Here is a 26698-nt window from a genome sequence, read left to right on the forward strand (position 1 = left end):
CCAAATTCTCCAATTCCGTATATATTTCATTTTCAGATTCAGGAAGATTTTCTTTCTTCTCGATTCTGTCAAAAATGTTTAAGTCAAAATATACGTGCATAGGTTTGGTCAAATTGCGTAGAACGGTTATATATACAAACCTAGCCAAAAAAGTACGTATATACAACCCTAACAGTGTGTTATTCAGTACCTTTTTGCAAGTTGTAACATAACCATATAAAAATGAGTTATGTCGCACCTTTGCACTTAAAAGCTCTTTAATGCTTCACTAAAACGGATGAAATGTATTAATCAATAATTTTCACAAATAAAATAAAGGATTGGTTTTTAAAGAATTTAACTCTGTGAATCGACCAAGCTTTAGGTCGTTATGTTTCTTAATAGGGCAAATATGTCACCATAAGTGCTTGTACCACAAACAACACCACAAAAGGTATAAACAAATACCCAACCACATCTCTGGCTTGTATTTTAATGCCTTTACCCATTACCGGGAATACAATGAGTAAAAAGAAGGGCTGTAATAGATTGCTTAAGCTTTCGCCATACGCAACAGACATAGAGGCTCTGGCTGTCATTGCCGTAACTTCGGTAGGTGAGAGGTTGGTGCTGAGTTCTTGTACCATGTTTAAAATACTGGGACCAATTACGGCAAATTCACCACCAGCAGATGGTATTGCAAAATTGATAATACCTCCTGATAGGTAAGAGATAAAAGCATAATTTTCGGTAGTAGCAATGGTTACTAAAGTGTTTGTGATTTTTTCACCCAAACCAGAAGCTAGCATAATACCCATTATACCTGCATAAAACGGATATTGAAACAACACTCCAGAGATATTGCTACTGGCGCGTTTCATGGCAATGCTGTAGCGCATTGGTGTAATGTGTAATAGCATACCAACTACAAAGAAGATGAAAATCATGATGTTAAAGTTGAGATCAAAGCCCTTGGTTGCAAAGTGGTAAATGATATATGTTAATCCTAGTGCAGCAACAGTAAGCTGCAGCCAGCCAGCATTATTTAAAGCATCAGATAATGCTTTGTAAGGTAGCTTGTAAGAAAGAGCTTCGTCTTTAACCGAATGGGTTTCGTTATCTAACGAGGTTTGTAAATCCTTGAGTTCTTTACCTTCATGAGTTTTAGGAATAAGCAGCCAAATCAATAATGGAGAAACAACAACAAACAAAACAATCATCGCAATATTTAGCGTCGCACCTAAAGTATAACTTGTAGAAATGGTGTCGTTTAAAATACCTTCTTGTATTAAAAAGTTGTTTTCGGTATTAAGCAATAAGGCAATAGAGCTCGATAAGCCACAAACCCAACCATTAAAAGAAAAGTACACGCAAGCCACTAAAAACGGATAGTGAATACCTTTAATACGCAAAGCCAATTCACGTCCCAAAATCGCTGTAACCACAACCATTCCAAAACTTATTAATGATAGTAATGCTCCAAGTGCAATAATAATTACATAAACTTGTGTTGGTGTTTTTATGTATTTAGTAATATAATCAATACCTTTTTTTACAGGTGACGATTGCGCAATACAGTAAGCAGTAATGATAATAAGCACAATCTGCATACCGAATGATAAAAGACTCCAAAAGCCATCATACCAGCCTTGTAAAATATTAATTGGTTGGTGGTCTGTAAATACCAGGGCTAAAACAAAAGTAAGTAGTGTAAGCAACAGCGCAAACACATAAGCACTTGGCATGTATTTGGTAAAACCATCTGTAAATTTCTGACCGAGTTTGGTAATCATGGTTGGTGTTATTTTGCTAAAAATCGGAATTTACATTGAATTTTAAAAACCTATAGAACAAAGTTTACTGTGATTTATACTCTGATTTAAGACTGTTTTAGCGTTTTCTAGATATAAATTAGGGCAACCTTAACACAATTTGTAATTAGATATGTTACTTTAAATTAAATGAAACTGAATAGTAACTACGTACAAATCGTAGTTATACTTAAAGCTGAAAAATGAAGCTTTAAGAAACATGATAAAAGAACAAAATAATTTATGGAAAATGTATTAGTAGCTGGTGCCAATGGTACCACAGGAAAACAAGTTGTTAACCTTTTAAAGAATTCGCAATATTTTAATCCGATTGCCATGGTGCGAAAAGAATCGCAGTTAGAGCAATTTAAAAATGAAAATATAGATACCATTTTAGGTGATTTAACTAAGGATTTAACGCATGTTGTAAAAGATGTAGATAAAGTGGTGTTTGCAGCAGGATCTGGTGGGAAGAATGTTGTAGAAGTCGATCAGGAAGGTGCAAAACGTCTAATAGATGTGTCCAAGATGGCTAACGTAAATAAATTTGTAATGCTAAGTTCAATGGGCGCCAATACTCCAGAAAAGTTTGATGAACTTAAAGACTACATGCAAGCCAAGCAAAATGCAGATGAGCATTTAAGAGAAAGTAACTTAAAATATGCCATTATTAGACCAGGAACTTTAAAGAATGAAGAGGGAAAAGGAAAAATTGAAATTGCCGAAAACGAATTGACCAAGCAAGGGGAAATCAGTAGGGCAGATGTTGCACAAACGTTGGTGCGAGCTTTACATGATGATGCGCCTAAAAACAAAACTTTTGAAATATTAGAAGGTGAAACCTTGATAGGTAAAGCCTTTGAAGTTGCTATGAATTAATAAAAAAGTTTAAGACTTAACATTAAAGTTGAAATTTTTAAGAGGTGTGATTTGGTCATGCCTCTTTTCTTTTGTCTTAATAATACGTTAATTAACAATTGGTTACTGTTCTTTAACAAGTCGCTAACAGCCTTGCTTTTAAAATCGGTATACATTGAAAACATATTCATCAGCAAAACACGTTTGGTTATGTTTTGAAGGTCTGGTTGTTGTTGGTGCCAGGCCTTTTTTTCATTCCTACCAAAGCAGGAATCTCATTACAATAGGTTTTATATCTATATAAACCACATATTGTCATCCTGAACTTGCTTGTGCTGAATTTATTTCAGTATTTCTGAGTCCCTTATTAATGAGTAAGTCAGTTCGAGTGATTTTGAGTTACGAGAAATCGTATCGAGGACTTTTTGCTGTGAGCAATTTCAAAACCTCAACTAATATAATTCCAGATATTACGGTACTTACTCATTTGTCTGTAAGTATTCAAAATCATTTTATGTTCAGGTAAAGCTAAGCTAGGATCAAGCTTTAAAACCGACTTCGCATGATATCTCGCGCGCTCAAGGATGTCCTTATCCTTAACAATATCTGCAATTTTAAGATTTAAAACACCACTCTGTTGTGTACCCATAATATCACCAGGACCTCTAAGTTTTAGATCTACTTCGGCAATTTCAAAACCATCTGTAGAACGCACCATAGTTTCTAAGCGCGTTTTACTGTCATTACTCAGTTTATGTCCAGTCATTAAGATACAATAACTCTGTTCGGCACCACGACCAACACGTCCACGTAGCTGGTGTAATTGCGATAGACCAAAGCGTTCAGCACTTTCAATAATCATAACCGAAGCATTTGGTACGTTAACACCAACTTCAATAACAGTGGTGGCAACCATAATGTTGGTTTTGCCTTCAGCAAAGCGTTGCATTTCATAATCTTTGTCTTCGGCTTTCATTTTTCCATGAACAATAGAAATTTGATAGTCTGGTGTTGGAAACTCTCTTGAGATACTTTCGTAACCATCCATCAAATCTTTATAATCCATTTTTTCACTTTCTTGAATGAGAGGATACACGACATAGATTTGTCTGCCTTTGGCAATTTCGTCTTTCATAAATCGAAAAACTTTCAGTCGATTATTGTCGTATCGATGAACTGTTTTTATCGGTTTTCTGCCAGCTGGTAATTCGTCAATAATTGAAATATCCAAGTCGCCATAAACAGACATTGCTAAGGTTCTCGGAATTGGAGTAGCAGTCATGACTAAAACATTTGGAGGCAGTTCGTTTTTATGCCACAATTTTGATCTTTGTTTTACTCCAAAACGATGTTGCTCGTCGATAATTGCAAGTCCTAAATTTTTAAATTTTACCTTATCTTCGAGTAGCGCATGAGTGCCAACTAAGATTTGTAAATTGCCATTTTCGAGATTTTCATGAATAATTCGTCTATCTGAAGTTTTAGTTGAGCCAGTTAATAATGAAATACTGATATTCAATTTTTTACACCATTCTAATAATCCATTGTAGTGCTGAACTGACAAAATTTCAGTTGGCGCCATTAAACAACATTGGAAACCATTGTCAAGTCCCATGAGCATTGACATAAAGCCAACTATGGTTTTACCAGAACCTACATCACCTTGTAAAAGACGATTCATCTGTGCATTGCTTCCTAAATCTGCTCTAATTTCTTTAAGAACACGTTTCTGTGCATTGGTTAATTCGAAGGGTAAATGGTCTTTGAAAAAGGTGTTGAAATAGTCTCCTACTTTTTCAAAAGTGAAGCCTTTTATTTTTGATTTGTGGATTAAATTTTTCAGAATTAATTGCAATTGAATGTAAAATAATTCTTCAAATTTTAATCTAAATTGTGCTCTAGAAAGTAGCTCTGGAGACTTCGGAAAATGTACATTAAAAAGAGCATCGGATTTTGATAATAATTTTAATTCTCCTCTAATTGTATCTGATAAAGTTTCAGCATAACGTCCTTTGGTTTCCAAAAATAATTGCTGCATTATTTTGGTTACAACACGATTTGTTATCCCTTTGTTTGATAATTTTTCGGTAGAAGGATAAATGGCTTGCATGGCAGAACGCAGGTTTTTTTTATGTTCCGATAGCAGTTCTATTTCGGGATGTGGCATGCTAAATTTACCATTAAACCAATTGGTTTTTCCAAAAATAACATAAGGTTGACCGGTTTTTAGGTTTTCTCTAATCCATTTTTGCCCTCTAAACCATACGAGTTCCATAACACCTGTGTCGTCTCTAAATTCGGCTACCAAACGTTTTCCTCTTTTTTGGGCTACTTCTCTAAAGTTGCTTATTTTTCCAACTACTTGGACTTCGGCATTATTGCGTTGTAATTGGTTGATTTTATAGTATTTGGTACGATCTATATACCGATTAGGGAATAGGTTTATTAAGTCCTGGTACGTGTGAATACCTAATTCTGAGCGCAACAAATCCGCTCGGTTTGGTCCAACCCCTTTAAGGTAATCGATAGGTGTTTGTAAGTTCACACTCATAGTTGCGAATTTACATAAATTCCTGCGTAGGCAGGAATCTCTTTTTTTATTCAGAGTATAGCGAAGAATCTTATATTTTAGATTTTCCCCTGTTTAGAAATAACAGAAAATTGTATTTTGGTCTAATCCTTGATTTAATTGAGCTTATGAAAAAATTATTGGTTGTTTGTCTGCTTTTTGTTTCTGTGTTTTCTAATGCACAGCAAACGGATTATGTGGATTTTAGAAGAGCGGAAGCTTTAATGGTTTTTAATCAGTTAGCAGTAGATAGCACAACTTATAATTCTTACGAAATTGATTTTAAAATTTTAAAACCAACAGATTCTATTTATTTAGATGCTGTAAATATGAAGTTTAAGCATGTAGCTCTAGATAATTCGGCGGCAACATTTAAAAATGATGGTGAAAAATTAATTGTTTTCAATGATTTTAAACCTAATGAATCTTACAAATTAAGTTTTGTATTTAATAATGCTCCCAAAAAGGCTATGTATTTTATAGTCTGGGAACATGAGGGTAAGAATCAAATCTGGACACAGGGTCAAGGGAAATACACAAGTAATTGGTTGCCAAGTCTTGATGACACAAACGATAAAATTGAGTTTGATTTAAAGTTTCTTGCACCAAAAAAGTATGAGGTTATTTCAAACGGTACTTTAAAATCAAAGTCTGATAGTCTTGGTAATACTTTGTGGGAATATGATATGCAAAAGCCTATGTCTAGCTACTTGGTGGCTGTTGTGGTTGGAGAATATAACAAGAAATCAGAAACTTCAAAAAGTGGTATTCCTTTAGAGTATTACTATTACCCTGAAGATTCTTTAAAATTTGAGCCAACCTATCGTTATAGTAAAAGAATGTTCGATTTTTTAGAGGAAGAGATTGGATTTGCTTACCCTTGGCAAAACTACAAACAAGTGCCAGTACACGATTTTTTATATGCTGGTATGGAAAATACGAGCTGTACCATTTTTTCGGATGCTTTTATGGTAGATGATATAGGTTTTAATGATAAAAGTTATGTTAATGTTAATGCACACGAATTGGCCCATCAATGGTTTGGTAATTTAGTAACGGCAACGTCTGGTGAGCATCATTGGTTGCAAGAAGGTTTTGCAACCTATTACGCCTTGTTAGCAGAGCGTGATATTTTTGGTGACAATCATTATTATTTCAAACTCTATGAATCTGCTGTAGATTTAGGACGGCAAGATTTGGCTGGTGATGGCACGTCGCTTTTAAATGCAAAATCAAGTAGTTTAACCTTTTATCAGCGTGGCGCTTGGGTGCTTCATGCATTAAGAAGTTTGGTTGGTGACAATGTGTTTAAAAAGGCTGTGAAAGCTTATTTGGAAAAACATCAGTTTAAAAACGTTGAAACTTCAGATTTTATAAATGAAGTAGAACGTTTCTATGGTAAATCACTAAATACATTTGTTGATGTGTGGATTAAGCGAAAGGATTTTCCTGTTGATGCAGCTTTTGGATTACTTCAAAATGAATCTACTTTTATTAACGAGTATCTCATGGTAGATTGCCAGGCAAAAACCTCTAAGTGTAAAGAGTATTTAAAATATTATGTCTCGGACGAAGCAAAGGTTAAAGTGATTTCTCAAATGCCGGAATTGGTGACAAATGATACCTTTAAGCATGGTTTTAAGGTAAGGCAAGCGATTTCACAATACGTAAGGCAAATACCAAAAGAGCTTAAGGAAAACTATGAATCGTTGTTAGATGATAAGTCTTACGTAACTATAGAAAATGCCTTATATAATCTTTGGACATCATTTCCGGAAGAACGCGCAAAATACCTATCTAAAACCAGAAATGTAGAAGGCTTCAATGACAAGAATGTACGCTTATTGTGGATTGCTTTAAATCTTAACACACCGTTTTATCAGGCAGATAATAAACAAGGCTTATTTGAAGAATTGGTAAGTTACACTGATGAGCGCTACAATGCAGATTTGCGAATGAATGCCTTTAACTATCTTAATCTTATGAATGCGTGTAACGATACCTGTAAATCTAATCTTGAAAAAGCTAAATCGCATCATAACTGGAGAATGGTTAAGTTTGCAAAAGATATGTCTGAAAAATTAGAGAAAAAACAATAATGCAAGCATTAGTAATTTCTGGTGGTGGAAGTAAAGGTGCTTTTGCAGGTGGAGTAGCGCAATATCTTATGGAGCGTGAAAATCGTAAGTACGATATGTTTTTAGGGACATCTACAGGTAGTTTGCTGGTGCCGCATCTTGCCGTTGGTGATATTTCTAAACTTTATGATATTTTTACTAATGTTCAACAGCAAGATATCTTTAGCGTTAGTCCTTTTGTACAGCGAAAAAAAGGGGAAAGAGAATATGTATCCATTGATTTTGTGAATTCGTTATGGCAATTTATACGTATGAAGCGCACTTTTGGCGAAAGTAAAGCACTTAGAAAACATATAAGGAAACACTTTACCATTGAAGAATACCAGCGAATAAAGCGCGAAAAACATGACGTCGTTGTTACGGTTTCTAATTTATCAATGAATCGGGTGGAGTATAAATCTATTAATGACTGTTCTTATGAAGAATTTTGTAATTGGATATGGATTTCGTGTAATTACATTCCATTTATGTCTTTAGCAAAAGTAGATGGGTATGAATATGCTGATGGAGGATTAGGCTGTGTAATCCCCATAAGAGAGGCGATATTAAGAGGTGCAACCGAAGTGGATGCTGTTGTGTTAGAGGCTGAAACAATGGGTAAGCAACGTGTGCTGGGTAAAAACCCATTCTCTTTAATGATGAATTTATTCGGTCACCTGCTCGATCAAGTAGAACGAAGCGATATTGTTATAGGTAAACTTGCGGCAAAAAATAGAGATGTAAAACTTAATTTGTATTACACACCTACAAGCTTAACAGAAAATTCTTTGATTTTTAGTAAGCGTTTAATGGAAAAATGGTGGCAGCAAGGTTATGATTATGCTGAGAAAAAGCATTCGGATTAGTTACCACATCTCACTAACCTCTTCTTTTATAAAAGAAAGCGCTGCATTGCTTGGTGCAGGTTTGTCCATAAGCTCAGTTAGAACTACTTCACGCAACTTATCGGCACTATCGGTTTTTTCATTCATGTTTGCTTTTCTAATCAATTGAATAGTAGCATTTTTAGCAGCTAAAATTATACTCCAACATTGGTCGCTAACATAGATTTGTTGGGTTAGATTATGTTCAAATTCTTGTTCAATAGTAGCTATAAGTAAATTTTCGTAATTATCTTTATTTGAAGAGGTTGGATTGGTTCTTGTTAATAAACTTTGTGGTTTAATACGTTCTAAAAAAAGAGACATGCGTTCATACGCTTGAAGCCTTAATGGAAATGATTCCTTTTGTAAATCTTTTGTGAGTAAAAAATGACGTCTTTTGTTTTCGTTATCCATTTGTTCTCTAAAAAATAAATAGGCAATAGCACCTGTTATAAGTGCAGGAATTGTGTACATTAAAAGATTAAGAAGTTGTTGTTCCATAAAATTAGTTATCCTTTTTGCCGCCAAGATAAACACAATCTTTTAATTCTTGCATATTTTTAAAAGCAACAGGTGTTTTATCATATTTAAAAGTGTGCTTAAACTCTTTAGCGAGATTGTGGTCATCTACATTCATTTCAATATCTTTCATGGTAAATTGGCATGGATGCTCGTAACCAGCTGCATGCGTAATTTCCATAAGTTCTTTTCTAAACGTTTTAAAATACTGTGCTAAACGCTCAGATTTTAGAGGTACATTAATACCATTTTGCAACCAGTTTTTCTGGGTGGCTACACCTGCAGGACAGCGGTTGGTATGGCAAATTTGTGCTTGTATGCATCCAATACTCATCATGGCTTCACGCGCTACATTGATGCAGTCGACTCCCATTGCAAATGCCATTGCTGCTTTTGCGGGAAATCCTAGCTTGCCACTGCCAATAAAAACAATACGTTCAGTAAGATTATGTTTTTGAAAAAGTTTGTATACATCGCTAAATCCATAAACCCAAGGTAAAGAAACGTGGTCGGCAAAGCTTGGAGGTGCTGCGCCTGTACCGCCTTCGCCACCATCGATAGTAATGAAGTCTGGTCCACGGTTTTCCTTTTCCATGATTTGCGCTAATTCTTCCCATTGTTCTAGCTTGCCAATAGCAGCTTTTATACCAACAGGTAAACCCGTGGCTTCAGCAATACTTTCAATAAAATCCACTAGTTCTGGTACGGTAGAAAAGGCGTTGTGATTTGGTGGTGATAATACAGTTTTACCAACTTCAACGCCTCTGATTTCTGCTATTTCTTTAGTAATTTTCTTTCCAGGAAGCACTCCGCCTTTTCCAGGTTTAGCACCTTGAGATAATTTTATTTCAATGGCTCTGATAAAAGGATTGTCCTCAACCAGTTTCACCATTTTTCCCATTGAAAAGCCTCCATCTTCAGCACGTACACCGAAATAACCAGTACCAAAATGGAATACGACGTCACCACCATTGCTATGGTAAGGAGATAAACCACCTTCTCCTGTATTGTGGTAAGCATCAGCAAGTTTTACACCTTTATTTAAAGACTCTATGGCTTTTGCGGACAAAGAACCAAAACTCATTGCAGATACATTGATAATAGATGCTGGTCTGTAAGGTCGTTTACGCTTGTTATAGGCGCCCATTACTTTTGCACAAGGTATAAAGGTTTTGTCGAGTGCGCTTGGGTGATGTTTTTCAACCTTATAGGGCATCATCGCATTGTTTATAAAAATATGCTGATGTGCGTATATATCTCTATCTGTACCAAAACCTTCGTAGTTGTTTTCTTGTTTTGCAGATGCATAAATCCATCCACGTTCTATGCGGTTAAATGGTAATTCTTCACGATTGTTTGCGACAAAATATTGACGCATTTCGGGTCCGATGCTTTCTAGTAAATAGCGTAAATGACCAACTATAGGAAAGTTGTGGCTGATGGTATGTTTGCGCTGAAAGAATATGTCTCTGATGGCAACGAGTACTAAAAAAATGATAAGCCAAAACCACCAAGGTATATTGCCTAAGAATTCTAAGACTGAATCCATAATGTGAAATAAAAATTTGGACTAATATATTGAAAAATGATGATATGAAATTCTTGATATTTTGTTTATAATTATTGAATTAGAAACATGGAAAAGCCTGAGACAATGTGTATTTTCACGGTTTGAAAAAATGAAGTCTTGGAAAAGTATCTCAGTCAACTTAACGACGCACAATTAGCACCTACGTTACAGAAAGACGGCCCAATGATTGTTATCGCTGGTGCAGGTTCTGGTAAAACACGCGTACTCACATATCGTATCGCTTATTTAATGAGTCAAGGTGTAGATGCCTTTAATATTTTGGCATTAACCTTTACCAATAAAGCAGCTCGCGAGATGAAAGGTAGAATTGCAGATATTGTTGGTGATAGCGAAGCTAAAAATCTTTGGATGGGTACGTTTCACTCTGTGTTTGCTAAAATTCTTAGGTTTGAAGGTCATCATTTAGGTTTTCCAAGTAACTTTACCATTTACGATACTCAAGATGCACAAAAGCTTATTGGTTCCATTATAAAAGAAATGGGACTGGATAAGGATATCTACAAAACCAAACAGGTTTATGGTCGTATTTCTTCGTATAAGAATAGCCTCATTACTGTTAAAGCTTATTTTAGGAATCCAGAGCTCATGGAAGCAGATGCTATGGCGCGAAGGCCAAAAATGGGGGAAATCTACGCAGCATATGTAGACCGTTGTTTTAAAGCTGGTGCTATGGATTTTGATGATTTGTTATTAAGAACTAACGAGTTATTGACGCGTTTTCCTGCGGTACTGGCCCAATATCAAGATCGTTTTAGATACATTTTGGTAGATGAGTATCAGGATACAAACCATTCGCAGTATCTTATCGTAAGAGCTTTGTCCGACCGGTTTCAGAATATCTGTGTGGTAGGTGACGATGCACAAAGTATCTATGCCTTTCGTGGCGCAAATATTAATAACATCCTCAATTTCCAGAAGGATTATGACGATGTAAAAGTCTATAGATTAGAGCAAAATTACCGTTCTACAAAGATGATTGTTGGGGCTGCCAATTCTGTTATAGAACACAATAAAACCAAGCTCGATAAAATTGTCTGGACAGCTAATGATGTTGGCGAACAAGTCATTGTGCATAGAACTATGACAGATGCAGACGAAGGTCGCTATGTGGCTAGTACTATTTGGGAAACCAAAATGAACAAGCAATTGCAAAATAGCGATTTTGCAGTGCTTTACCGAACAAATGCGCAGTCTCGTGCTATAGAAGATGCATTGCGTAAGCGTGATATTCCATATAGAATATATGGTGGATTATCCTTTTATCAACGAAAAGAGATTAAAGATGTAACGGCTTATTTGCGTTTAATTTTAAATACTTCGGACGAAGAAGCTTTAAAGCGTGTTATTAATTATCCGGCAAGAGGTATTGGTCAGACTACGGTAGATCGTTTAGTTGTAGCAGCCAATGCAACAGGAAAGACCATTTATGAGATTATGAAAGATATTGATAGTGTATCTATCAATATTAATAATGGGACCAAAAATAAGCTAAAGGACTTTGTAACATTGATAGAAAGTTACAAGGTTATGAACCAAAACGCCAATGCGTTTGAATTGGCTGAACACGTTGCTAAAACAAGTGGTCTTACACGCGAGTTGGGCAAAGATGGCACACCGGAAGGCGTTACAAAACTCGATAACGTACAGGAATTATTGAATGGTGTTAGGGATTTTGTTGAAGGTCAGATAGAAGTTGCAGACAGCACAGGATCCTTAGCTGAGTTTTTAGAAGACGTGGCTCTAGCAACAGATTTAGATGGTGATAAAGGCGATCCAAACCACGTGGCTTTAATGACTATTCACTTGGCAAAAGGTCTAGAGTTTCCTCATGTGTTTATTGTAGGTATGGAGGAAGATTTGTTTCCAAGTGCAATGAGCATGAATACCAGAAGCGAGCTTGAAGAAGAGCGTCGTTTGTTCTACGTGGCATTAACGAGAGCTGAGGAACAAGCCTATCTTACCTATACAGTATCGCGTTATAGATGGGGAAAACTAATTGATGCAGAGCCAAGCCGATTTATTGAAGAAATTGATGATGAATTTGTAAACATCACAACTCCATTAAAAGAACAACGTTTTAACCCAATGCTAGATGCTTCAATTTTTGGTGATATTGAGCCTAATAAGGTCCGTTTTGCAAAACCAAAGTCGCCAAAGTTTAAAAAGAAAGAGGCCAAGAAATCTGAGAAGTTTCAAATTAGTACACCAAAAAAGTTAAAGCCGGTAAGTCAGACCAATACTGGAGCCAATTTATTTGATACCAAGTTAACTGTAGGGAATATAGTGAATCATCAACGTTTTGGTAGAGGTGAGGTGCTTAAAATTGAAGGAGCTGGAGGTGACTTAAAAGCCGAAATTAAGTTTGAAAATGGTGATACTAAAAAACTGTTATTGCGTTTTGCTAAGCTTGAAATAATTTCTTAGTCTATTAACGCAACCCTTTGTAGTTTTTTTCATCTAAAAATAAACTTTTCATTATGCCCAAGAAACTTCATCTTGCAATTTGGTTAATACTAATCGCTGTTTTTAGTTGCGAAGACACTGAAATACAAAATAATATTAGAGTTCTGGTAACAGGTAATGTTATAGACCAAAACGCACAACCAATTGCTAATGCTAATGTTAAAGTGTATGCAGATGCAGATGCTTTTGGTGCAGATCGAGTACTGCTAGGTGAAGGTGTTAGCAATGCTTCAGGGAGTTTTAATATCACATCTTTGTTTGGACCAAATCAATTGTTTCTTGTAGATATTTCTTCAGGCGCTCAGTATTCCACTTACCGTTATCAAACCAATACAGAAGAGTTTACTCCTGGTGATCTTACTTTTAATTTACAAACTGTAGCGTTGAATGCCATGACCAACTTTACTTATAACATCATAAGAGAAAGTGGAGAAAGCAATACCTTGTACTATAGATTTACATATTTTGATGCTAATTGTACGGAAGTTTATGAAGAAGGTATTTTAAACGAGTCTCTTAGCAATTGCGATAATACCAGAGTTATAGGCTCTACTTTAGATGATGCATCGCCTAATGCTGAAAATATAAGTTTTGTGGTACCATTGCAATCTCAGGTTGAGTTCTCTTATCGCTTTAATGAAGATGATGAAATTTCTGAATTTATAACCGTTAATTCAGCTGACTATGCGTTTCAATTTAGCTACTAAGATTTTAATTATTCTTGCTTTTGGTTTTCAGTTGAATGCTCAAAATGATAGTATAGGTCAAAATAAAAAAAAGTCTAAAATTCCTTTTTTATTTGATGACGAACGTCAATACTTAGGTGCAATGTCACTAACATATCAGAACCCAATGCCTTATGGAGACAATTTTATTGGTGAAGGGTTTGAAGGTAAAGGTGGTTACAATTTTAAATTTCAGGTTTATGTGTTTAAAAACTTCTTTGTAGGTTTTAGTTATGGCTTTAGTCATTTTAACAATATAAATACCGAATTATTGGGTAGTTATACTAAAAGTACTCTTGAAGAGATTAGTGGTGTGCTTGGCTATGAGTTTGTTCCACTACCTAAGGTTAGGTTAGGAGTTAATGCTTCGGTCTTTGGAAATGCCACTTTAACAAATTCAATTCAGTCTGGTTATGGCAATAGAGATTTTGGAAAATTAAGAAACTTGGGTATCACTTTTGAGTACGAGTTTATTAGAAATCTAAATGTATTGTTGGAGTACAATTGGAGAAAAATAAAATCTGAGATTGAGGTACCAAATGAATTAAAATCCTTTTTTGAGGAAGGAACTTATAATACCTTAAATATTGGTTTGAAGTTTAATTTTGGAAATGAGGCTTTTGTAGATAAAGTTTTTTTCTAGACTTATATTAAAGTATTTATTTTACCATACATACCGAATTAATATTCCCTTCATCGTCATATTCTTTTACAGAGTTAGTTGGGTCTGTGATCCACTTTCCGTCTACAATAAATTTATAATGGTATTTTCCACCAGATAAGCTCTTATTATAAACCCAACAATTATTTATCTTTGTCATTTCGCATTCATCTTCGGTCCAACCGTTAAAATCACCACTGAGAATAACAGTTTCAGCATCTAGATAATCACAAAGTTTAAATGTTACATTCTTTTGTATATCGATTATAGAGTTGTAACCACCATATTCGTTTTCAACTTTTGATGGATTTTGAGGATCAATAATCCAAAGATGTTTATCTATAATAAATTTGTACTGATAAATATCTGGTTTTAACTGCAAGGTTACTTCCCAGCCATTATCTGTGGGTATCATTTTAAAACCAGTCTCGTCCCAACGGTTAAAAGTGCCACTAAGGATAACTTGTTCGGCGTCTTTATAACCTTTTAACCTAAAGGTAACATTACCATAATCAGTAGCAAAAGCACTGTAAAGTTTAAGGTTATAGGTCATAAGTTTATGACCTCCATAATCTCTGGCATCTACAATATTCTCAAAATCTTCGGACGGTTCTGCCCAGTGAAATCCATTAACAATGAATTTAAATTCCCAGTCAAAATCCGATGTAAAAATGGAAAGGTCTTTTTTCAATTCATAAATGCTATCATTCACTTTATTCATTTTCCATTTGTCATTGTCTTTCGTCCAATCGTTAAACTCACCAGAAACGCACACGTATTCTATTTTATCTCCATTATTTTTTATATTAGAATAGTCATTAACATTGAATATGAATGTAAGATTTTCGCCCTCAATTTTGTAGCCCTTTTTGTTTTGGGAATTAATGTTGATGGTTAAAAATAATAGACCTATAAAAGGTAGTAATATCTTGTTTTTTATTATCAAGGCTCAGTAATAGGATTCGCTATAAAATATAGCTTCTTTTTCCTGTAATTGATTATTGTTCTTTTTTGCATGAAGAATTCAAAACCTAAAATACCATCTAAGTTAGTACCGAATGCTGTATTCATTTTTTTTAAGTTAGCAAGTACTGTTTTCATTGGTCCAAAGTAAATTGAATCGTTCAATTTTACTCTGTACAATTTTCCTGCCAAAACCTTTTTCTTTTTGCCGCTGGCACCTGTAAGTTTTAATTCTCTGCTTGGATAAAAGTAATCTAAAATTTCTGAATCTAAGTCTTTATTAAGCTGATTGTACTCTGCAGCTGTGTCTAAACCAAATTGTACTTTCTTATCACCAACATAAGCGTCCAGAATAATTGTATGCTTTTTTAGTATGAAATCTATACTATCTACAATAGTTTCTGCATAGACTTTGTTAGAGCATTTATTTCCTTTTTTATCAATTCGAGTTAAGGTTAACTGATTAAGGTGCATGTCTATAAAAATTTCAAAATCTTTAAGGACATTGTATCCAATAATGCCTAAAAGTTTAATCTTCTTGGTTTTTTCAATATGAGATAAATCTACAACATCAGCGTTGAGCTTCTCAAGGTTTATCTCATTTATGCTTAATAGGCTGAGATGCTTTTCCTTTACATCTTCAATATTTTCGTTAACACCACTTTTTTGCTTACCATCATCACCATATTTTCTGGTAGGTTTAAAATGAGCACTGTTTAAAATAAGTGTTTCAGAACCTGTATCTACGATAAAATCGCCAACTTCATTAAGAATTTCAATTTCAACAACTATGAGTTGGTCTACAACCTTAAACGGTATACGCGTAGTAGAAGCGTTTACAAACTCTGCTTTAGTGAAAAAGAAAGGAGGCACATCCTTTATGGTTTTTTTTTCAGTTGCAAAACTTTTTGCAAAGAACAGGAGTACGATGATTATTTTGATTGATTGATGCATACTCTATAGACTGCAAATACATATTAATTGTTACAGTCTTAAAAAAGTTTATAATTTTTTTAGCATTTATATGTATCTTTAAATTATGGCAGAATTCATTAAAATATATCCCGAAAATCCGAACCCAAAAGCGGTTCAGAAAGTGGTTGCGGTCTTAAAACGAGGTGGATTGGTAATTTACCCAACAGATACTGTATATGGTTTAGGTTGTGATATCACTAACATCAAGGCGCTTGAGCGTATAGCGCAGATTAAAGGTGTGAAGCTAGAAAAGTCTAACTTCTCGTTTGTATGTGAAGATTTAAGTAACCTTAGTGATTATGTAAAGCAAATAGATACTTCTACTTTTAAAATTCTAAAACGTGCTTTGCCAGGTCCTTATACATTTATTCTGCCAGGTTCTAAAAGCTTACCTAATCCTTTTAAAAAGCGAAAAACAGTAGGTATTAGAGTACCGGACAATTCTATTGCTTTAGCTTTGGTAAGTGCTTTAGGTAATCCTATAGTGTCAACATCTATAAGAGATGAAGATGATATTATAGAATATACAACAGATCCAGAACTGATTTTAGAAAAATGGGATAATCTAGTCGATATAGTTGTCGATGGTGGCTATGGTGGCAATGAAGCGTCTACTATTATAGATCTTTCAGAGGATTCCCCAAAAGTTGTAAGAGAAGGCAAGGGAAGTTTAGAGATATTTTAAATCCGATTTATAAACTTAACGCCTTTACTACTATTAAAATAAAACAGAGCCAAAGAAATTATTCCGCAAACTAAAAACCCGACGAACAAGGGTGTTACAGAATCAACGACATAAGTGCCTATGTAATCTGCTATAGGTACAGCCATAACTGTAGAAATGAAACCGTTTAAGGCAGAACCAATACCAGCAATATGTCCCATAGGTTCCATAGCTAATGCACGAAGATTACCAAACAAAAATCCAATAGTGAAAAATTGAAGTGCAAAAAATGTAATAAGAATTTCTATGCTTGGATTTTTACCAGAGTTAAATAGAATAATAAAAAACAATGATATTACTATAAAACTTATCATGGCAGTATGCACAATGTTTTTCATTCCAAATCGCACTACTAATTGACTGTTAAAAAACGTTGCAAGACCAACAGAAATAGCTAGGCTGGCAAATATAAGAGGAAACTCATCAGCAAGATTGTACTGTTTTTCAAAAATGCGTTGCGATGTACTAAGATATACCATAAAAGAACCTGTAATAAAACCAGATAATAGGGTATAAATTACTGCAGATTTAATTTTAAAAAACTGTACGGTACCTGTTTTAAAAATAGAAAGTCTGTACGGTATTTTGTACTTGTCTTTTAGGGTTTCAGGTTGTCTCAGCCAATACCAAATCACAACAAAAATTCCGAAAATAAGATTGAATGTAAAAATAGATTTCCAGTGATAATGGTTCATTAAAAACTGCCCTAACGTAGGCGCCACAACAGGTACAAGAATAAATACCATAACTACGACGGATAAAATTTTAGCCATGTAATCTCCCTCATAAGAATCCCTTACCATGGCTATGCACATAGTTCTTGGTGAGGCAAGCGCAACTCCTTGTAAAACTCTACCAAAAAGCATCATCTCAAAGCTTTTGGTCGTTATGCATATTATTGAAGCTAATATAAATAGTACAAAACCAACATAGACTATAGGTTTTCTTCCAAAACTATCTGATAATGGTCCAAAGATTAATTGACCGATGCCTAGACCAAGAAAAATAGAAGTGATAAGTTTAGGTAGTTCTAAAGGTTCGCTAATACTAAGATAATTTCCAATACGAGGTAAGGCAGGTAAAAGCGCGTCTATAGAAAGCGCAACAATAGACATTAATGCAGCCATCAAAACAACAAATTCAAATTGTGAGCGCTTCTGTTTTTCCATGGCGCAAAAGTAAACTATTTATTACCTATTTTTGAACAGAATATAAGAGGTAAATACTAAACCTTTGTTAAGATGACTACAGAAACACTTATAAATTTATTCAAAAGAGATCTCGGAAAATTAAAGCAAGAAATAACAGCCTATAAAACCGAAAAACAGCTTTGGATTATATCTAATGAAATATCAAATTCAGCAGGTAATTTATGTTTGCACATCATTGGTAACCTAAATCATTTTATTGGAGCGGTTTTGGGTAAAACAGGTTATGTTAGACAACGTGATTTAGAGTTTTCTCTTAAAGATGTCTCTGTAGAAGAAATGGTAAAGAAAATTGAAGATACAATGCTTGTAATAGAACAAACTTTGAGTAACTTAACCAAAGAAACTTTGCAAGCTGAATATAGGCGAAACCCTTTTGAGGACTACATGTCTACGGAATTCTTCCTTACACATTTGTTAACGCATTTAGCATATCATTTAGGTCAGATTAATTATCACAGACGACTACTTGACGTATAAGAAATTTTAATCTTTCGGTGGCAAATTGTTGAGAATTTGTTTATAAATATTTCTGTGTTTTTTTCATTATTGAATTTTCAGTCTAACCCTAAAAATTAACTTTTTTTTTGAAGATAATTATCTAAATCGTCGTTTTTTTTGATGTTTATCTAACGTTATCTTAATGTTAATAAAAGTGTTAAAAAAAATGAATTTCTGATTTCAAAATGAGGAGGAATAAATTGGATATTTGGTCTCGTCCAAATATTAATCTAAATACATTTCCTCATGCAAATAACACATATCCAAAAGCGGGATTTTTCAACAAAACCATTCCAACTTAGTAAAATAACCAACGCAGTCTTAAAGGCCATGACAGCTCTAGAACATGGTGGTTTAGAAGATGCTGAACGAATTTCTCAGAATGTTTTAAATGTGTTATTAGAGCAAAAAGAAAAGGAACCTAAATACGTGCCAACTGTTGAAGAAATACAAGATGCTGTTGAGAATGCGTTAATGGAAAACTCATTCTTTGATGTAGCAAAGGCTTACATTCTTTACAGAGATGAGCAAGCCAGAAAACGTAAAACTAACATCTTTGAAAAGCGAATTAATCTCAAGCCTTATGAATATCCTGATTTGTATGAATATGTGCCAGCAATAAGGCATTCGTATTGGATTCATACAGAGTTTAATTTTACGAGCGATATTCAAGATTTCAAAGCGGGATTATCTGATGTTGAGCGTAGTGCAATTAAAAACACAATGCTCGCTATCTCTCAGATAGAAGTCGCGGTAAAATCATTTTGGGGCGATATTTATCACAAAATGCCAAAGCCAGAGATAGGATCTGTTGGTGCAACATTCGCTGAGAGTGAAGTTAGGCATCATGATGCATATTCTCATCTATTAGAGATTTTAGGTCTTAATAAAGAGTTTAAAGACCTAAAAAAGAAGCCTGTAATGATGCGTCGTGTTCAGTATTTAGAAAGTGCTTTAAAGAATTCTAAGAGTGATGATAACAGAGCTTATGCAGACGCAGTATTATTATTCTCATTATTCATTGAGCATGTATCTCTATTTTCTCAGTTCCTTATTATAATGGCATTTAATAAGCATAAGAATGTTTTAAAAGGTGTTTCTAACGTTGTGGAAGCAACATCTAAGGAGGAACAAATTCATGGTGATTTTGGTATTGATATCATTAGAATAATCAAAAACGAAAACCCAGAGTGGTTTGATGAAGATTACAATGCAACAGTTCAGGATATGTGCAAAGAAGCCTTTGATGCAGAAAGTAAAATTGTGGATTGGATTTTTGAAAAAGGAGAAATAGACTTCTTACCAAAAGCCGTTGTAAATGAATTCCTTAAAGACAGGTTTAATAGATCCTTAAAAAGTATTGGAATTGAAACAATTTTTGATACAGACGAAAAATTATTAGCAGAAACAGAATGGTTTGACGACGAAATTATAGGTACCAAGCATGGTGATTTCTTCGTGAAGCGATCAATCAACTATAGCAAAAGAACTCAAAGTATAACCAGTGATGACCTTTTTTAAAAATGATAGAACAAAACCAGATTAATAGCGTAAACACAACAGAAAGTAAAACAGAAAACGAATTAATAAATGCAAGAAAAAAGTCATTACAACAATTAAAAACCAAAACAGATGGTGATTTTAGTTGGTTAACAGACCACAGTCGTAAATTTTTAGCGTCTGGTTATTTAACAGAAGGTGTATCGGCAGAAGAGCGCATTAAAGAAATTGCAGACAGAGCAGAACAAATCTTGGGAATTCCAGGTTATGCAGATAAGTTTTTTAACTATATGTCTCTAGGTTATTTCTCATTGTCATCGCCAGTATGGTCCAACTTTGGTAAAGAAAGAGGGCTTCCTATATCTTGTTTTGGATCTCATGTAGATGATGATATGGGTAATATACTTTATACCCAATCAGAAGTTGGTATGATGTCTAAACTTGGTGGTGGTACATCAGGCTTCTTTGGTAAGATAAGACATCGTGGTGCAGCTGTAAAGAATAATGGCCAAGCTTCAGGTGCTGTACACATTATGCAGTTATTTGAGTCTATGGTAGATGTTGTAAGTCAAGGATCTGTTCGCCGAGGACGTTTTTCACCATACTTACCAATAGATCATCCAGACATTATGGAGTTCTTAGAAATAGGTACGGAAGGAAATCCAATACAAGAGTTAACGCATGGTGTTACTGTTACCAACAAATGGATGGAAGAAATGATTGATGGTGATGTGGATAAGCGTACAGTATGGGCAAAAGTATTACAGCGAAGAGGCGAGATGGGTTATCCTTACATCTTCTTTACCGATAATGCTAATAATGGTGCTGCTGATGTGTATCAAGACAAAAAAATGCCAATCTATGCAAGTAACCTTTGTACAGAGATTATGTTACCATCTAACGATGATTGGTCTTTTGTGTGTTGCCTATCATCACTAAACGTATTGCACTACGAAGATTGGAAAGATACAGATGCAGTTGAGACTATGATTTATTTCTTAGATGCTATAATTACTGAGTTTACTGAAAAATTAGAACGCTATAAGGATTCTCCAAACAGAGATGATCAACAAACATTCTTATTTATGGAGCGTGCTTATAACTTTGCAAAAGACAACAGAGCGTTAGGATTAGGTGTTTTAGGATGGCATTCTTTGTTGCAGTCTAAAATGTTGGCATTCAACAGTCAAGAGGCATTTAACTTAAATAGTAAGATCTTCAAGCTTATAAAAGAGAAATCTTACAAGGCATCTGAGGAATTAGCTGAACGTTTCGGTGAGCCAAAGGTATTAAAAGGCTATGGTAGAAGAAACACTACCTTAAACGCTGTTGCTCCAACAACGTCTTCTGCATTTATCTTAGGGCAAGTATCTCAAGGCATTGAGCCGATTTGGTCTAACATTTATGTAAAAGATATTGCGAAGATCAAGACAACAATTAAGAACCCATATTTAGAAGCATTTTTAGAGTCGAAGGGACAAAACACTACTGAAGTATGGAGAAGTATTAGAGACTACGATGGGTCTGTACAGCATTTAGATTTTATGACTGATGAAGAAAAGGATGTCTTTAAAACCTATTCTGAAATCGATCAAATGGATATTATCTATCAGGCAGCTAATAGACAAAACCACATCGATCAAGGCCAATCAGTTAATATCATAGTACATCCAGATATGTCCGTGAAAGAGATCAATAAAATCCACGTAACAGCATGGAAATTAGGCTTAAAGTCTCTGTACTATCAGCACAGTATGAATGCAGCCCAGAAGTTTAAGCAAAAGAAAGAATGCTCAAGTTGTGAGGCTTAATTAGAATTAGAATAAAATCTCAATAATAAAAGCTCACCCATAGAGGTGAGCTTTTATTTTAAACAAATCGTTTAATTTAATTAAACATAATAAATTGATTCATTAATCAATTTGTCTCAGAAAGGTATTGCGCTCTTCTGCATTATCAAAGCAACCTCCATACTCCATGGTGGTAGTAAAACTACTCTTGTCTTTTATGCCTCTAGAAGAAACACACAAATGTTTGGCATTAATAACTACAATAACATCTTCTGTTTGTAGGGCATTTTGTAAATCCTTAAGAATCTGTATGCAGAGACGTTCTTGTACTTGAGGTCTGTGCGCATAATAATCGACTAAACGATTTATTTTTGAAAGCCCAATAACCTTGTCTTTTGGAATGTAACCAATATGAGCATTGCCAATTATTGGTAGAAAGTGATGCTCACAAGATGAGTCTATAGTTATATCTTGCTCTACAATAAGTTTGTTATAACCATATTTATTGTTGAAAGTAGATATCTTGGGACGGTTTTTTGGATTGAGACCATAAAATAATTCCTTAACGTACATTTTAGCAAAGTGATAAGGTCTACCAGATAGACTATCATCACTAAGATCTAATCCAAGCTCATGCATAATAGCCTTAAAATGATATTGAATGGCTTCTATTTTTTCATCATCAGATTTTAAAAAAGCATCAACTCGTAATGGTGTATCTATACTTGTTCCAATGTGGCCGTCGCCTAAAGCGTCTATTTCTTTTTCTGTCATTTTAAGAATCAATTTGTAGAGGTACAGCAAGTAGTGTCTTTACATTCACAATATTTACGATTATATATATGTAATATGACTAAAGCTAAAGCAGGAAAGTAAATACTCATTTCAGGGAGTGGTAAGAACTCAATTCTTTCATTAAGAATCACTAGACACAACAGAAACCAACTTATCCATAAAGAATATTTCATCCATGATTTAGAACTGTTTTTAACAGACCAATACACTGCAAAAAAAGAGATGCCAATAAATAAAAAGTCAAAAGCAGTCCACCAAAATGGTGCTGTTTCACAACATGTTGCTGAGCAAGTTTGGGCTATAAAAATAAAGGGTGTTGCAATACAATGAATTAGACATAATCCACTTGCAAATGCACCTATGAAATCAGAATTGTTTTTTTTGAACGATGTGTTTAGTAATATCATTGAGTTTTACTCTTCAGATTTTATAATTAAAGAATGGCGGGCAAAAATTTTAACAAAACTATTTTAAAGTGCCATCTAATTATACTCCACTTTACAAGTGCCCGCCATTTTATCATAGTATATAAATTAACGCAACTTAGTTGCAAAAATAATATAAAATTTGAAAATGCAACAATGTTGCATTAAATTTGAAGTATGAGTATAAAACGAAAAACAAAATCTTTAAATGCAATTCTATCTGTTTTTGAACAGCGAGAAGAAGCTTTATCTGTCGTAGATTTGGTTGATGAGTTTAAGGATGATATGAATAAAACTACGGTTTATCGTATTCTTGAACGTTTAGAGAATGAAGGTGTAATACACTCTTTTACAGGCAGTAAGGGTTTAATGTGGTATGCAAAATGCCAAACCTGCACAACACATCATCACCATGATGTGCATCCGCATTTTGAATGTAAAGATTGTGGAAAGGTAGAGTGTTTAGAATTAGAAATAGAAATCCCTCAAATAAATAATCGACACATTGATTCAGCGAGTATTATGCTCCAAGGTCAATGTGCCGATTGTATTAAAAAATAAGTTTTCTAATTATAAAGGAATATTCCCATGTTTGCGTTTAGGCGTATTAACATCTTTATTTTCTAGCATGCTAAATGCTTTAATTAGTTTTCTTCGTGTGTTTTTTGGTAAGATTACTTCGTCAATATAGCCACGCTCAGCGGCACTATAAGGATTTGCAAAAAGTTCTGCATATTCAGCTTCTTTTTCTTTCCACTTTGCTTCTGAGTCTTCTGCAGCAGTAATTTCACGTTTAAAAATAATTTCAGCTGCACCTTTTGCACCCATCACAGCAATTTCAGCATTAGGCCAGGCAAAATTCATGTCAGAACCAATGTGCTTAGAGTTCATTACATCATAAGCACCACCATAAGCCTTACGCGTAATAACAGTAACTCTTGGTACAGTAGCTTCACTAAACGCATATAATAACTTGGCACCATGTACTATAATACCATTCCATTCTTGATCTGTTCCAGGTAAGAAACCAGGTACATCTTCAAATACTAATAGCGGAATATTAAAAGCATCACAAAAACGTACAAATCGTGCCGCTTTTTTAGAGCTATTTACATCTAATACTCCTGCTAAAAACATGGGTTGGTTAGCAACTATTCCTATCGATTTTCCGCCAAGCCTAGCAAAACCTACAATAATATTTTCAGCATGGTCTTTATGAATTTCGTAAAACGAATCAGTATCAATAACACCTTCTATAACACTGTGCATATCGTAAGGTTTGTTAGGATTATCTGGAACGATTTCAGAAAGACTTTCTCTTATTTCGTCTTTAAGTTCAAAGACGATATCTTCAGGTTTTTCTCTATTACTTTGTGGTAGATAGCTTAAAAGTTTTTTAACGTCTTCAAGACATTCTACATCGTTGGCAGAAGTTTTATGTGCCACACCAGATTTGGTTGAGTGGACACTAGCACCACCAAGTTCTTCACTTGTTACTTCTTCATTGGTTACAGTTTTTACAACATTTGGACCAGTTACAAACATGTAGCTTGTGTCTTGTACCATGATAGTGAAATCTGTCATTGCAGGTGAATAAACAGCACCACCAGCACAAGGACCCATTATAGCAGAAATCTGTGGAATAACACCCGATGCTTGTACATTTCTGTAAAAAATATCGGCATAGCCACCCAGTGAGCGTACACCTTCTTGAATACGTGCACCACCAGAATCGTTAAGACCTATAATTGGCGCACCAACATTAACAGCCATGTCCATGATTTTGCAGATTTTTTCGGCATGTGTTTCAGATAGTGAACCGCCAAATACCGTGAAATCTTGTGCAAAAACATAAACTAAGCGGCCATCAACTGTACCATAACCTGTAACAACACCATCTCCATAAAACTTTTGATTTTCCATACCAAAGTCTTTGGTTCTGTGTGTTACTAAAGCACCAATTTCTTCAAAAGAACCTTCGTCTAATAAGTAAAGAATACGTTCTCTTGCTGTTAGTTTTTTCTTTTCATGTTGTTTATCTATTCGCTTTTGACCTCCACCCAATTTAGATAAGGCCATTTTTTCATTAAGTGTTTTTATTTTAGAACTCATAGTATCTTAATTAGGTAGTCTTAATAATTTTTGATCTGCTAGATATTGCTTTAAGGCTAGTTTTGCAGCAATTTCTGCTTCAGCTTTATGTTGCGCTTCTAAAAGGCTAGGTGAGTAGTACTTTTTAACAAAATGGGTATCGAAGTTTCCACTTCTAAACGCATCGTGCTCACAAACAAAACGACCAAAAGGAAGTGTAGTTTGCACACCTTTAACGTGATAGTTGTCAATAGCTTTTATCATCAGCTCAATGGCTTCAGCACGTGTTTTACCATAAGTGATAAGTTTTGATAGCATAGGATCGTAATAGATTGGTACGTCCATACCTTCTTCAAAACCATTATCTACTCGAATATTTTCACCAACAGGTAATTGATAAACTTCTAAATTACCAACACTTGGTAAGAAATCATTCATAGGATCTTCGGCATACACACGAAGTTCTAAGGCATGACCATTAATTTTTAGGTCTTCTTGTTTAATGTCTAAAACTTCACCACGAGCCACTTTAATCTGAAGCTCGACCAAATCAACACCAGCAATCCACTCTGATACAGGATGCTCTACTTGTAATCTTGTGTTCATTTCTAAGAAATAAAAATTATGGTCGGCATCCATTAAGAACTCAACAGTACCAGCACCAACATAATCACAAGAACGTGCTACGTTTATAGCAGCTTGTCCCATCCTTTCTCTAAGTTCTGGAGTTAATATTGCAGAAGGTGCTTCTTCAACTACCTTTTGATGACGACGTTGCACTGAACATTCGCGTTCAAAGAAATGAACAATATTACCATGCGTATCTGCCATAACCTGAATTTCGATGTGTCGAGGTGAGGTAACATATTTTTCTACAAATACAGAACCATCGCCAAATGCAGAAGTAGCCTCACTAATGGCACGTTTCATCTGACTTTCAACATCTTTTTCGTTTTCAACAATACGCATGCCTTTTCCACCACCACCTGCAGCTGCTTTTATAAGGATTGGTAAGCCAATTCGTTTGGCGATTTCAATCGCTTCTTTTGGATCTGTAACTGCATGATCTACACCAGGTACCATTGGGATATCGTAATCTTTAACAGCATCTTTAGCTGCTAATTTATCTCCCATCATTTTTATGGCTTTAGAACGTGGGCCAATAAAAATGACATCATTTTTTTCGCATAACTCTGCAAAATCAGCATTTTCACTTAAGAAACCATAGCCAGGATGGATGCCATCAACGTTTAAGGATTTTGCAACTTCAATAATTTTATCACCTTTTAGATATGATTGATTTGATGGTGCTGGACCAATGCAAACGGCTTCGTCTGCAAATTTTACGTGAGGGGCGTTTCTATCAGCTTCAGAAAATACAGCTACGGTTTTTATTCCCATTTTTTTTGCAGTTCGCATGACACGAATTGCGATTTCGCCACGATTGGCAACTAATATTTTTTTCATGTGAGTTTCTTTTGGCGTCACTTCGAAAGGTTTTTGATAAAAAATTTTATCGAGAAGTTCTGTCATACTTCACAAAACACTC

General features: G+C 34.7%; 22 protein-coding genes. 11 read left to right on the forward strand and 11 right to left on the reverse strand.

Annotated elements, in window-relative coordinates; genetic code table 11:
• Positions 1–377 precede the first annotated feature (377 nt).
• Positions 378–1772, reverse strand: a complete 1395-nt coding sequence (locus tag FC091_RS11190) for a short-chain fatty acid transporter (RefSeq protein ID WP_138434370.1) — start codon at positions 1770–1772, stop codon at positions 378–380.
• 261 nt (positions 1773–2033) lie between these two features.
• Between FC091_RS11190 and FC091_RS11195 the strand changes: the two genes are divergently transcribed.
• Positions 2034–2669, forward strand: coding sequence for an SDR family oxidoreductase (locus tag FC091_RS11195; protein ID WP_138434371.1), 636 nt, complete (start codon positions 2034–2036; stop codon positions 2667–2669).
• Between the two features lie 427 nt (positions 2670–3096).
• Here the strand turns inward: FC091_RS11195 and recG are convergent, their stop codons facing one another.
• The gene (gene recG, locus FC091_RS11200; RefSeq protein WP_138434372.1) at positions 3097–5199 is read right to left on the reverse strand and encodes an ATP-dependent DNA helicase RecG; all 2103 of its coding nucleotides are present in this window, start codon (positions 5197–5199) and stop codon (positions 3097–3099) included.
• A gap of 146 nt (positions 5200–5345) precedes the next feature.
• Here recG and FC091_RS11205 point away from each other — a divergent pair, with 146 nt between their 5' ends.
• Both FC091_RS11205 and FC091_RS11210 read left to right on the forward strand, forming a co-directional pair.
• Positions 5346–7316, forward strand: a complete 1971-nt coding sequence (locus FC091_RS11205; RefSeq protein WP_138434373.1) for a M1 family metallopeptidase — start codon at positions 5346–5348, stop codon at positions 7314–7316.
• Positions 7316–8200, forward strand: coding sequence for a patatin-like phospholipase family protein (locus FC091_RS11210; protein ID WP_138434374.1), 885 nt, complete (start codon positions 7316–7318; stop codon positions 8198–8200). The genes FC091_RS11205 and FC091_RS11210 overlap by 1 nt, the downstream gene beginning before the upstream one ends.
• Here the strand turns inward: FC091_RS11210 and FC091_RS11215 are convergent, their stop codons facing one another.
• On the reverse strand, positions 8201–8719 hold the full coding sequence (locus FC091_RS11215; RefSeq protein WP_138434375.1) for a DUF7935 family protein: 519 nt from the start codon (positions 8717–8719) through the stop codon (positions 8201–8203).
• Between the two features lie 4 nt (positions 8720–8723).
• Positions 8724–10286, reverse strand: a complete 1563-nt coding sequence (locus tag FC091_RS11220) for an FMN-binding glutamate synthase family protein (protein ID WP_138434376.1) — start codon at positions 10284–10286, stop codon at positions 8724–8726.
• A 138-nt stretch (positions 10287–10424) separates the two neighbouring features.
• On the opposite strand from FC091_RS11220, the gene FC091_RS11225 reads away from it, so the two are divergent.
• The 3 genes from FC091_RS11225 to FC091_RS11235 are packed head-to-tail and all read left to right on the forward strand — an operon-like array spanning position 10425 to position 14159.
• A complete protein-coding gene (locus FC091_RS11225) occupies positions 10425–12752 on the forward strand; it encodes an ATP-dependent helicase (RefSeq protein ID WP_138434377.1) in 2328 nt (775 codons plus the stop codon).
• Positions 12753–12805: 53 nt separating this feature from the next.
• Positions 12806–13498: a carboxypeptidase-like regulatory domain-containing protein gene (locus FC091_RS11230; RefSeq protein WP_138434378.1), complete on the forward strand. Its 693-nt coding sequence runs from the start codon at positions 12806–12808 to the stop codon at positions 13496–13498.
• Entirely contained in the window at positions 13476–14159 is a 684-nt protein-coding gene (locus FC091_RS11235; protein ID WP_138434379.1) for a porin family protein, read from the forward strand. The genes FC091_RS11230 and FC091_RS11235 overlap by 23 nt, the downstream gene beginning before the upstream one ends.
• A 16-nt stretch (positions 14160–14175) precedes the next feature.
• Here the strand turns inward: FC091_RS11235 and FC091_RS11240 are convergent, their stop codons facing one another.
• Both FC091_RS11240 and FC091_RS11245 read right to left on the reverse strand, forming a co-directional pair.
• On the reverse strand, positions 14176–15123 hold the full coding sequence (locus FC091_RS11240) for a hypothetical protein (protein WP_138434380.1): 948 nt from the start codon (positions 15121–15123) through the stop codon (positions 14176–14178).
• Positions 15120–16094, reverse strand: coding sequence for a pepsin/retropepsin-like aspartic protease family protein (locus FC091_RS11245; RefSeq protein ID WP_138434381.1), 975 nt, complete (start codon positions 16092–16094; stop codon positions 15120–15122). Before FC091_RS11245 ends, FC091_RS11240 begins: the two co-directional genes overlap by 4 nt.
• A gap of 85 nt (positions 16095–16179) precedes the next feature.
• Between FC091_RS11245 and FC091_RS11250 the strand changes: the two genes are divergently transcribed.
• Positions 16180–16800 carry an L-threonylcarbamoyladenylate synthase gene (locus tag FC091_RS11250; RefSeq protein ID WP_138434382.1) on the forward strand — a complete coding sequence of 207 codons (621 nt, stop codon included), beginning with the start codon at positions 16180–16182 and terminating at the stop codon, positions 16798–16800.
• Here FC091_RS11250 and FC091_RS11255 read toward each other — a convergent pair.
• Positions 16797–18008: a multidrug effflux MFS transporter gene (locus FC091_RS11255; RefSeq protein ID WP_138434383.1), complete on the reverse strand. Its 1212-nt coding sequence runs from the start codon at positions 18006–18008 to the stop codon at positions 16797–16799. The genes FC091_RS11250 and FC091_RS11255 overlap by 4 nt on opposite strands.
• A gap of 72 nt (positions 18009–18080) precedes the next feature.
• On the opposite strand from FC091_RS11255, the gene FC091_RS11260 reads away from it, so the two are divergent.
• From FC091_RS11260 to FC091_RS11270, 3 genes are all read left to right on the forward strand, one after another.
• Positions 18081–18527 (forward strand): DinB family protein, encoded by a 447-nt coding sequence (locus FC091_RS11260; RefSeq protein ID WP_138434384.1) that lies wholly within the window; start codon positions 18081–18083, stop codon positions 18525–18527.
• 267 nt (positions 18528–18794) lie between these two features.
• Entirely contained in the window at positions 18795–20069 is a 1275-nt protein-coding gene (locus tag FC091_RS11265; RefSeq protein WP_138434385.1) for a ribonucleotide-diphosphate reductase subunit beta, read from the forward strand.
• A gap of 2 nt (positions 20070–20071) precedes the next feature.
• Entirely contained in the window at positions 20072–21859 is a 1788-nt protein-coding gene (locus FC091_RS11270; protein WP_138434386.1) for a ribonucleoside-diphosphate reductase subunit alpha, read from the forward strand.
• A 102-nt stretch (positions 21860–21961) separates the two neighbouring features.
• Here the strand turns inward: FC091_RS11270 and folE are convergent, their stop codons facing one another.
• Positions 21962–22612 carry a GTP cyclohydrolase I FolE gene (gene folE, locus FC091_RS11275; protein WP_138434387.1) on the reverse strand — a complete coding sequence of 217 codons (651 nt, stop codon included), beginning with the start codon at positions 22610–22612 and terminating at the stop codon, positions 21962–21964.
• An 8-nt stretch (positions 22613–22620) separates the two neighbouring features.
• Positions 22621–23040, reverse strand: a complete 420-nt coding sequence (locus FC091_RS11280) for a MerC domain-containing protein (protein ID WP_138434388.1) — start codon at positions 23038–23040, stop codon at positions 22621–22623.
• A gap of 195 nt (positions 23041–23235) precedes the next feature.
• Between FC091_RS11280 and FC091_RS11285 the strand changes: the two genes are divergently transcribed.
• Positions 23236–23619 carry a Fur family transcriptional regulator gene (locus tag FC091_RS11285; protein ID WP_138434389.1) on the forward strand — a complete coding sequence of 128 codons (384 nt, stop codon included), beginning with the start codon at positions 23236–23238 and terminating at the stop codon, positions 23617–23619.
• Positions 23620–23628: 9 nt separating this feature from the next.
• Here FC091_RS11285 and FC091_RS11290 read toward each other — a convergent pair whose 3' ends face one another.
• The gene (locus FC091_RS11290) at positions 23629–25170 is read right to left on the reverse strand and encodes an acyl-CoA carboxylase subunit beta (protein WP_138434390.1); all 1542 of its coding nucleotides are present in this window, start codon (positions 25168–25170) and stop codon (positions 23629–23631) included.
• A 6-nt stretch (positions 25171–25176) separates the two neighbouring features.
• On the reverse strand, positions 25177–26616 hold the full coding sequence (gene accC / locus FC091_RS11295; RefSeq protein WP_076621386.1) for an acetyl-CoA carboxylase biotin carboxylase subunit: 1440 nt from the start codon (positions 26614–26616) through the stop codon (positions 25177–25179).
• Between the last annotated feature and the right edge of the window lie 82 nt (positions 26617–26698).

Source organism: Winogradskyella algicola (assembly GCF_005869935.1).
Taxonomy (GTDB): Bacteria; Bacteroidota; Bacteroidia; order Flavobacteriales; family Flavobacteriaceae; genus Winogradskyella; species Winogradskyella algicola.

What these genes read in the sequence shown, in the direction of transcription:
- FC091_RS11195 (WP_138434371.1), top strand. Translation starts at nt 2,034, where the DNA reads ATGGAAAATGTATTAGTAGCTGGTGCCAATGGTACCACAGGAAAACAA.
- FC091_RS11285 (WP_138434389.1), top strand. Translation starts at nt 23,236, where the DNA reads ATGAGTATAAAACGAAAAACAAAATCTTTAAATGCAATTCTATCTGTT.
- recG (WP_138434372.1), bottom strand. Translation starts at nt 5,199, where the DNA reads ATGAGTGTGAACTTACAAACACCTATCGATTACCTTAAAGGGGTTGGA.
- FC091_RS11290 (WP_138434390.1), bottom strand. Translation starts at nt 25,170, where the DNA reads ATGAGTTCTAAAATAAAAACACTTAATGAAAAAATGGCCTTATCTAAA.
- FC091_RS11220 (WP_138434376.1), bottom strand. Translation starts at nt 10,286, where the DNA reads ATGGATTCAGTCTTAGAATTCTTAGGCAATATACCTTGGTGGTTTTGG.
- FC091_RS11270 (WP_138434386.1), top strand. Translation starts at nt 20,072, where the DNA reads ATGATAGAACAAAACCAGATTAATAGCGTAAACACAACAGAAAGTAAA.
- FC091_RS11250 (WP_138434382.1), top strand. Translation starts at nt 16,180, where the DNA reads ATGGCAGAATTCATTAAAATATATCCCGAAAATCCGAACCCAAAAGCG.
- accC (WP_076621386.1), bottom strand. Translation starts at nt 26,616, where the DNA reads ATGAAAAAAATATTAGTTGCCAATCGTGGCGAAATCGCAATTCGTGTC.
- folE (WP_138434387.1), bottom strand. Translation starts at nt 22,612, where the DNA reads ATGACAGAAAAAGAAATAGACGCTTTAGGCGACGGCCACATTGGAACA.
- FC091_RS11215 (WP_138434375.1), bottom strand. Translation starts at nt 8,719, where the DNA reads ATGGAACAACAACTTCTTAATCTTTTAATGTACACAATTCCTGCACTT.
- FC091_RS11245 (WP_138434381.1), bottom strand. Translation starts at nt 16,094, where the DNA reads ATGCATCAATCAATCAAAATAATCATCGTACTCCTGTTCTTTGCAAAA.
- FC091_RS11235 (WP_138434379.1), top strand. Translation starts at nt 13,476, where the DNA reads ATGCGTTTCAATTTAGCTACTAAGATTTTAATTATTCTTGCTTTTGGT.
- FC091_RS11190 (WP_138434370.1), bottom strand. Translation starts at nt 1,772, where the DNA reads ATGATTACCAAACTCGGTCAGAAATTTACAGATGGTTTTACCAAATAC.
- FC091_RS11280 (WP_138434388.1), bottom strand. Translation starts at nt 23,040, where the DNA reads ATGATATTACTAAACACATCGTTCAAAAAAAACAATTCTGATTTCATA.
- FC091_RS11230 (WP_138434378.1), top strand. Translation starts at nt 12,806, where the DNA reads ATGCCCAAGAAACTTCATCTTGCAATTTGGTTAATACTAATCGCTGTT.
- FC091_RS11210 (WP_138434374.1), top strand. Translation starts at nt 7,316, where the DNA reads ATGCAAGCATTAGTAATTTCTGGTGGTGGAAGTAAAGGTGCTTTTGCA.
- FC091_RS11255 (WP_138434383.1), bottom strand. Translation starts at nt 18,008, where the DNA reads ATGGAAAAACAGAAGCGCTCACAATTTGAATTTGTTGTTTTGATGGCT.
- FC091_RS11265 (WP_138434385.1), top strand. Translation starts at nt 18,795, where the DNA reads ATGCAAATAACACATATCCAAAAGCGGGATTTTTCAACAAAACCATTC.
- FC091_RS11205 (WP_138434373.1), top strand. Translation starts at nt 5,346, where the DNA reads ATGAAAAAATTATTGGTTGTTTGTCTGCTTTTTGTTTCTGTGTTTTCT.
- FC091_RS11260 (WP_138434384.1), top strand. Translation starts at nt 18,081, where the DNA reads ATGACTACAGAAACACTTATAAATTTATTCAAAAGAGATCTCGGAAAA.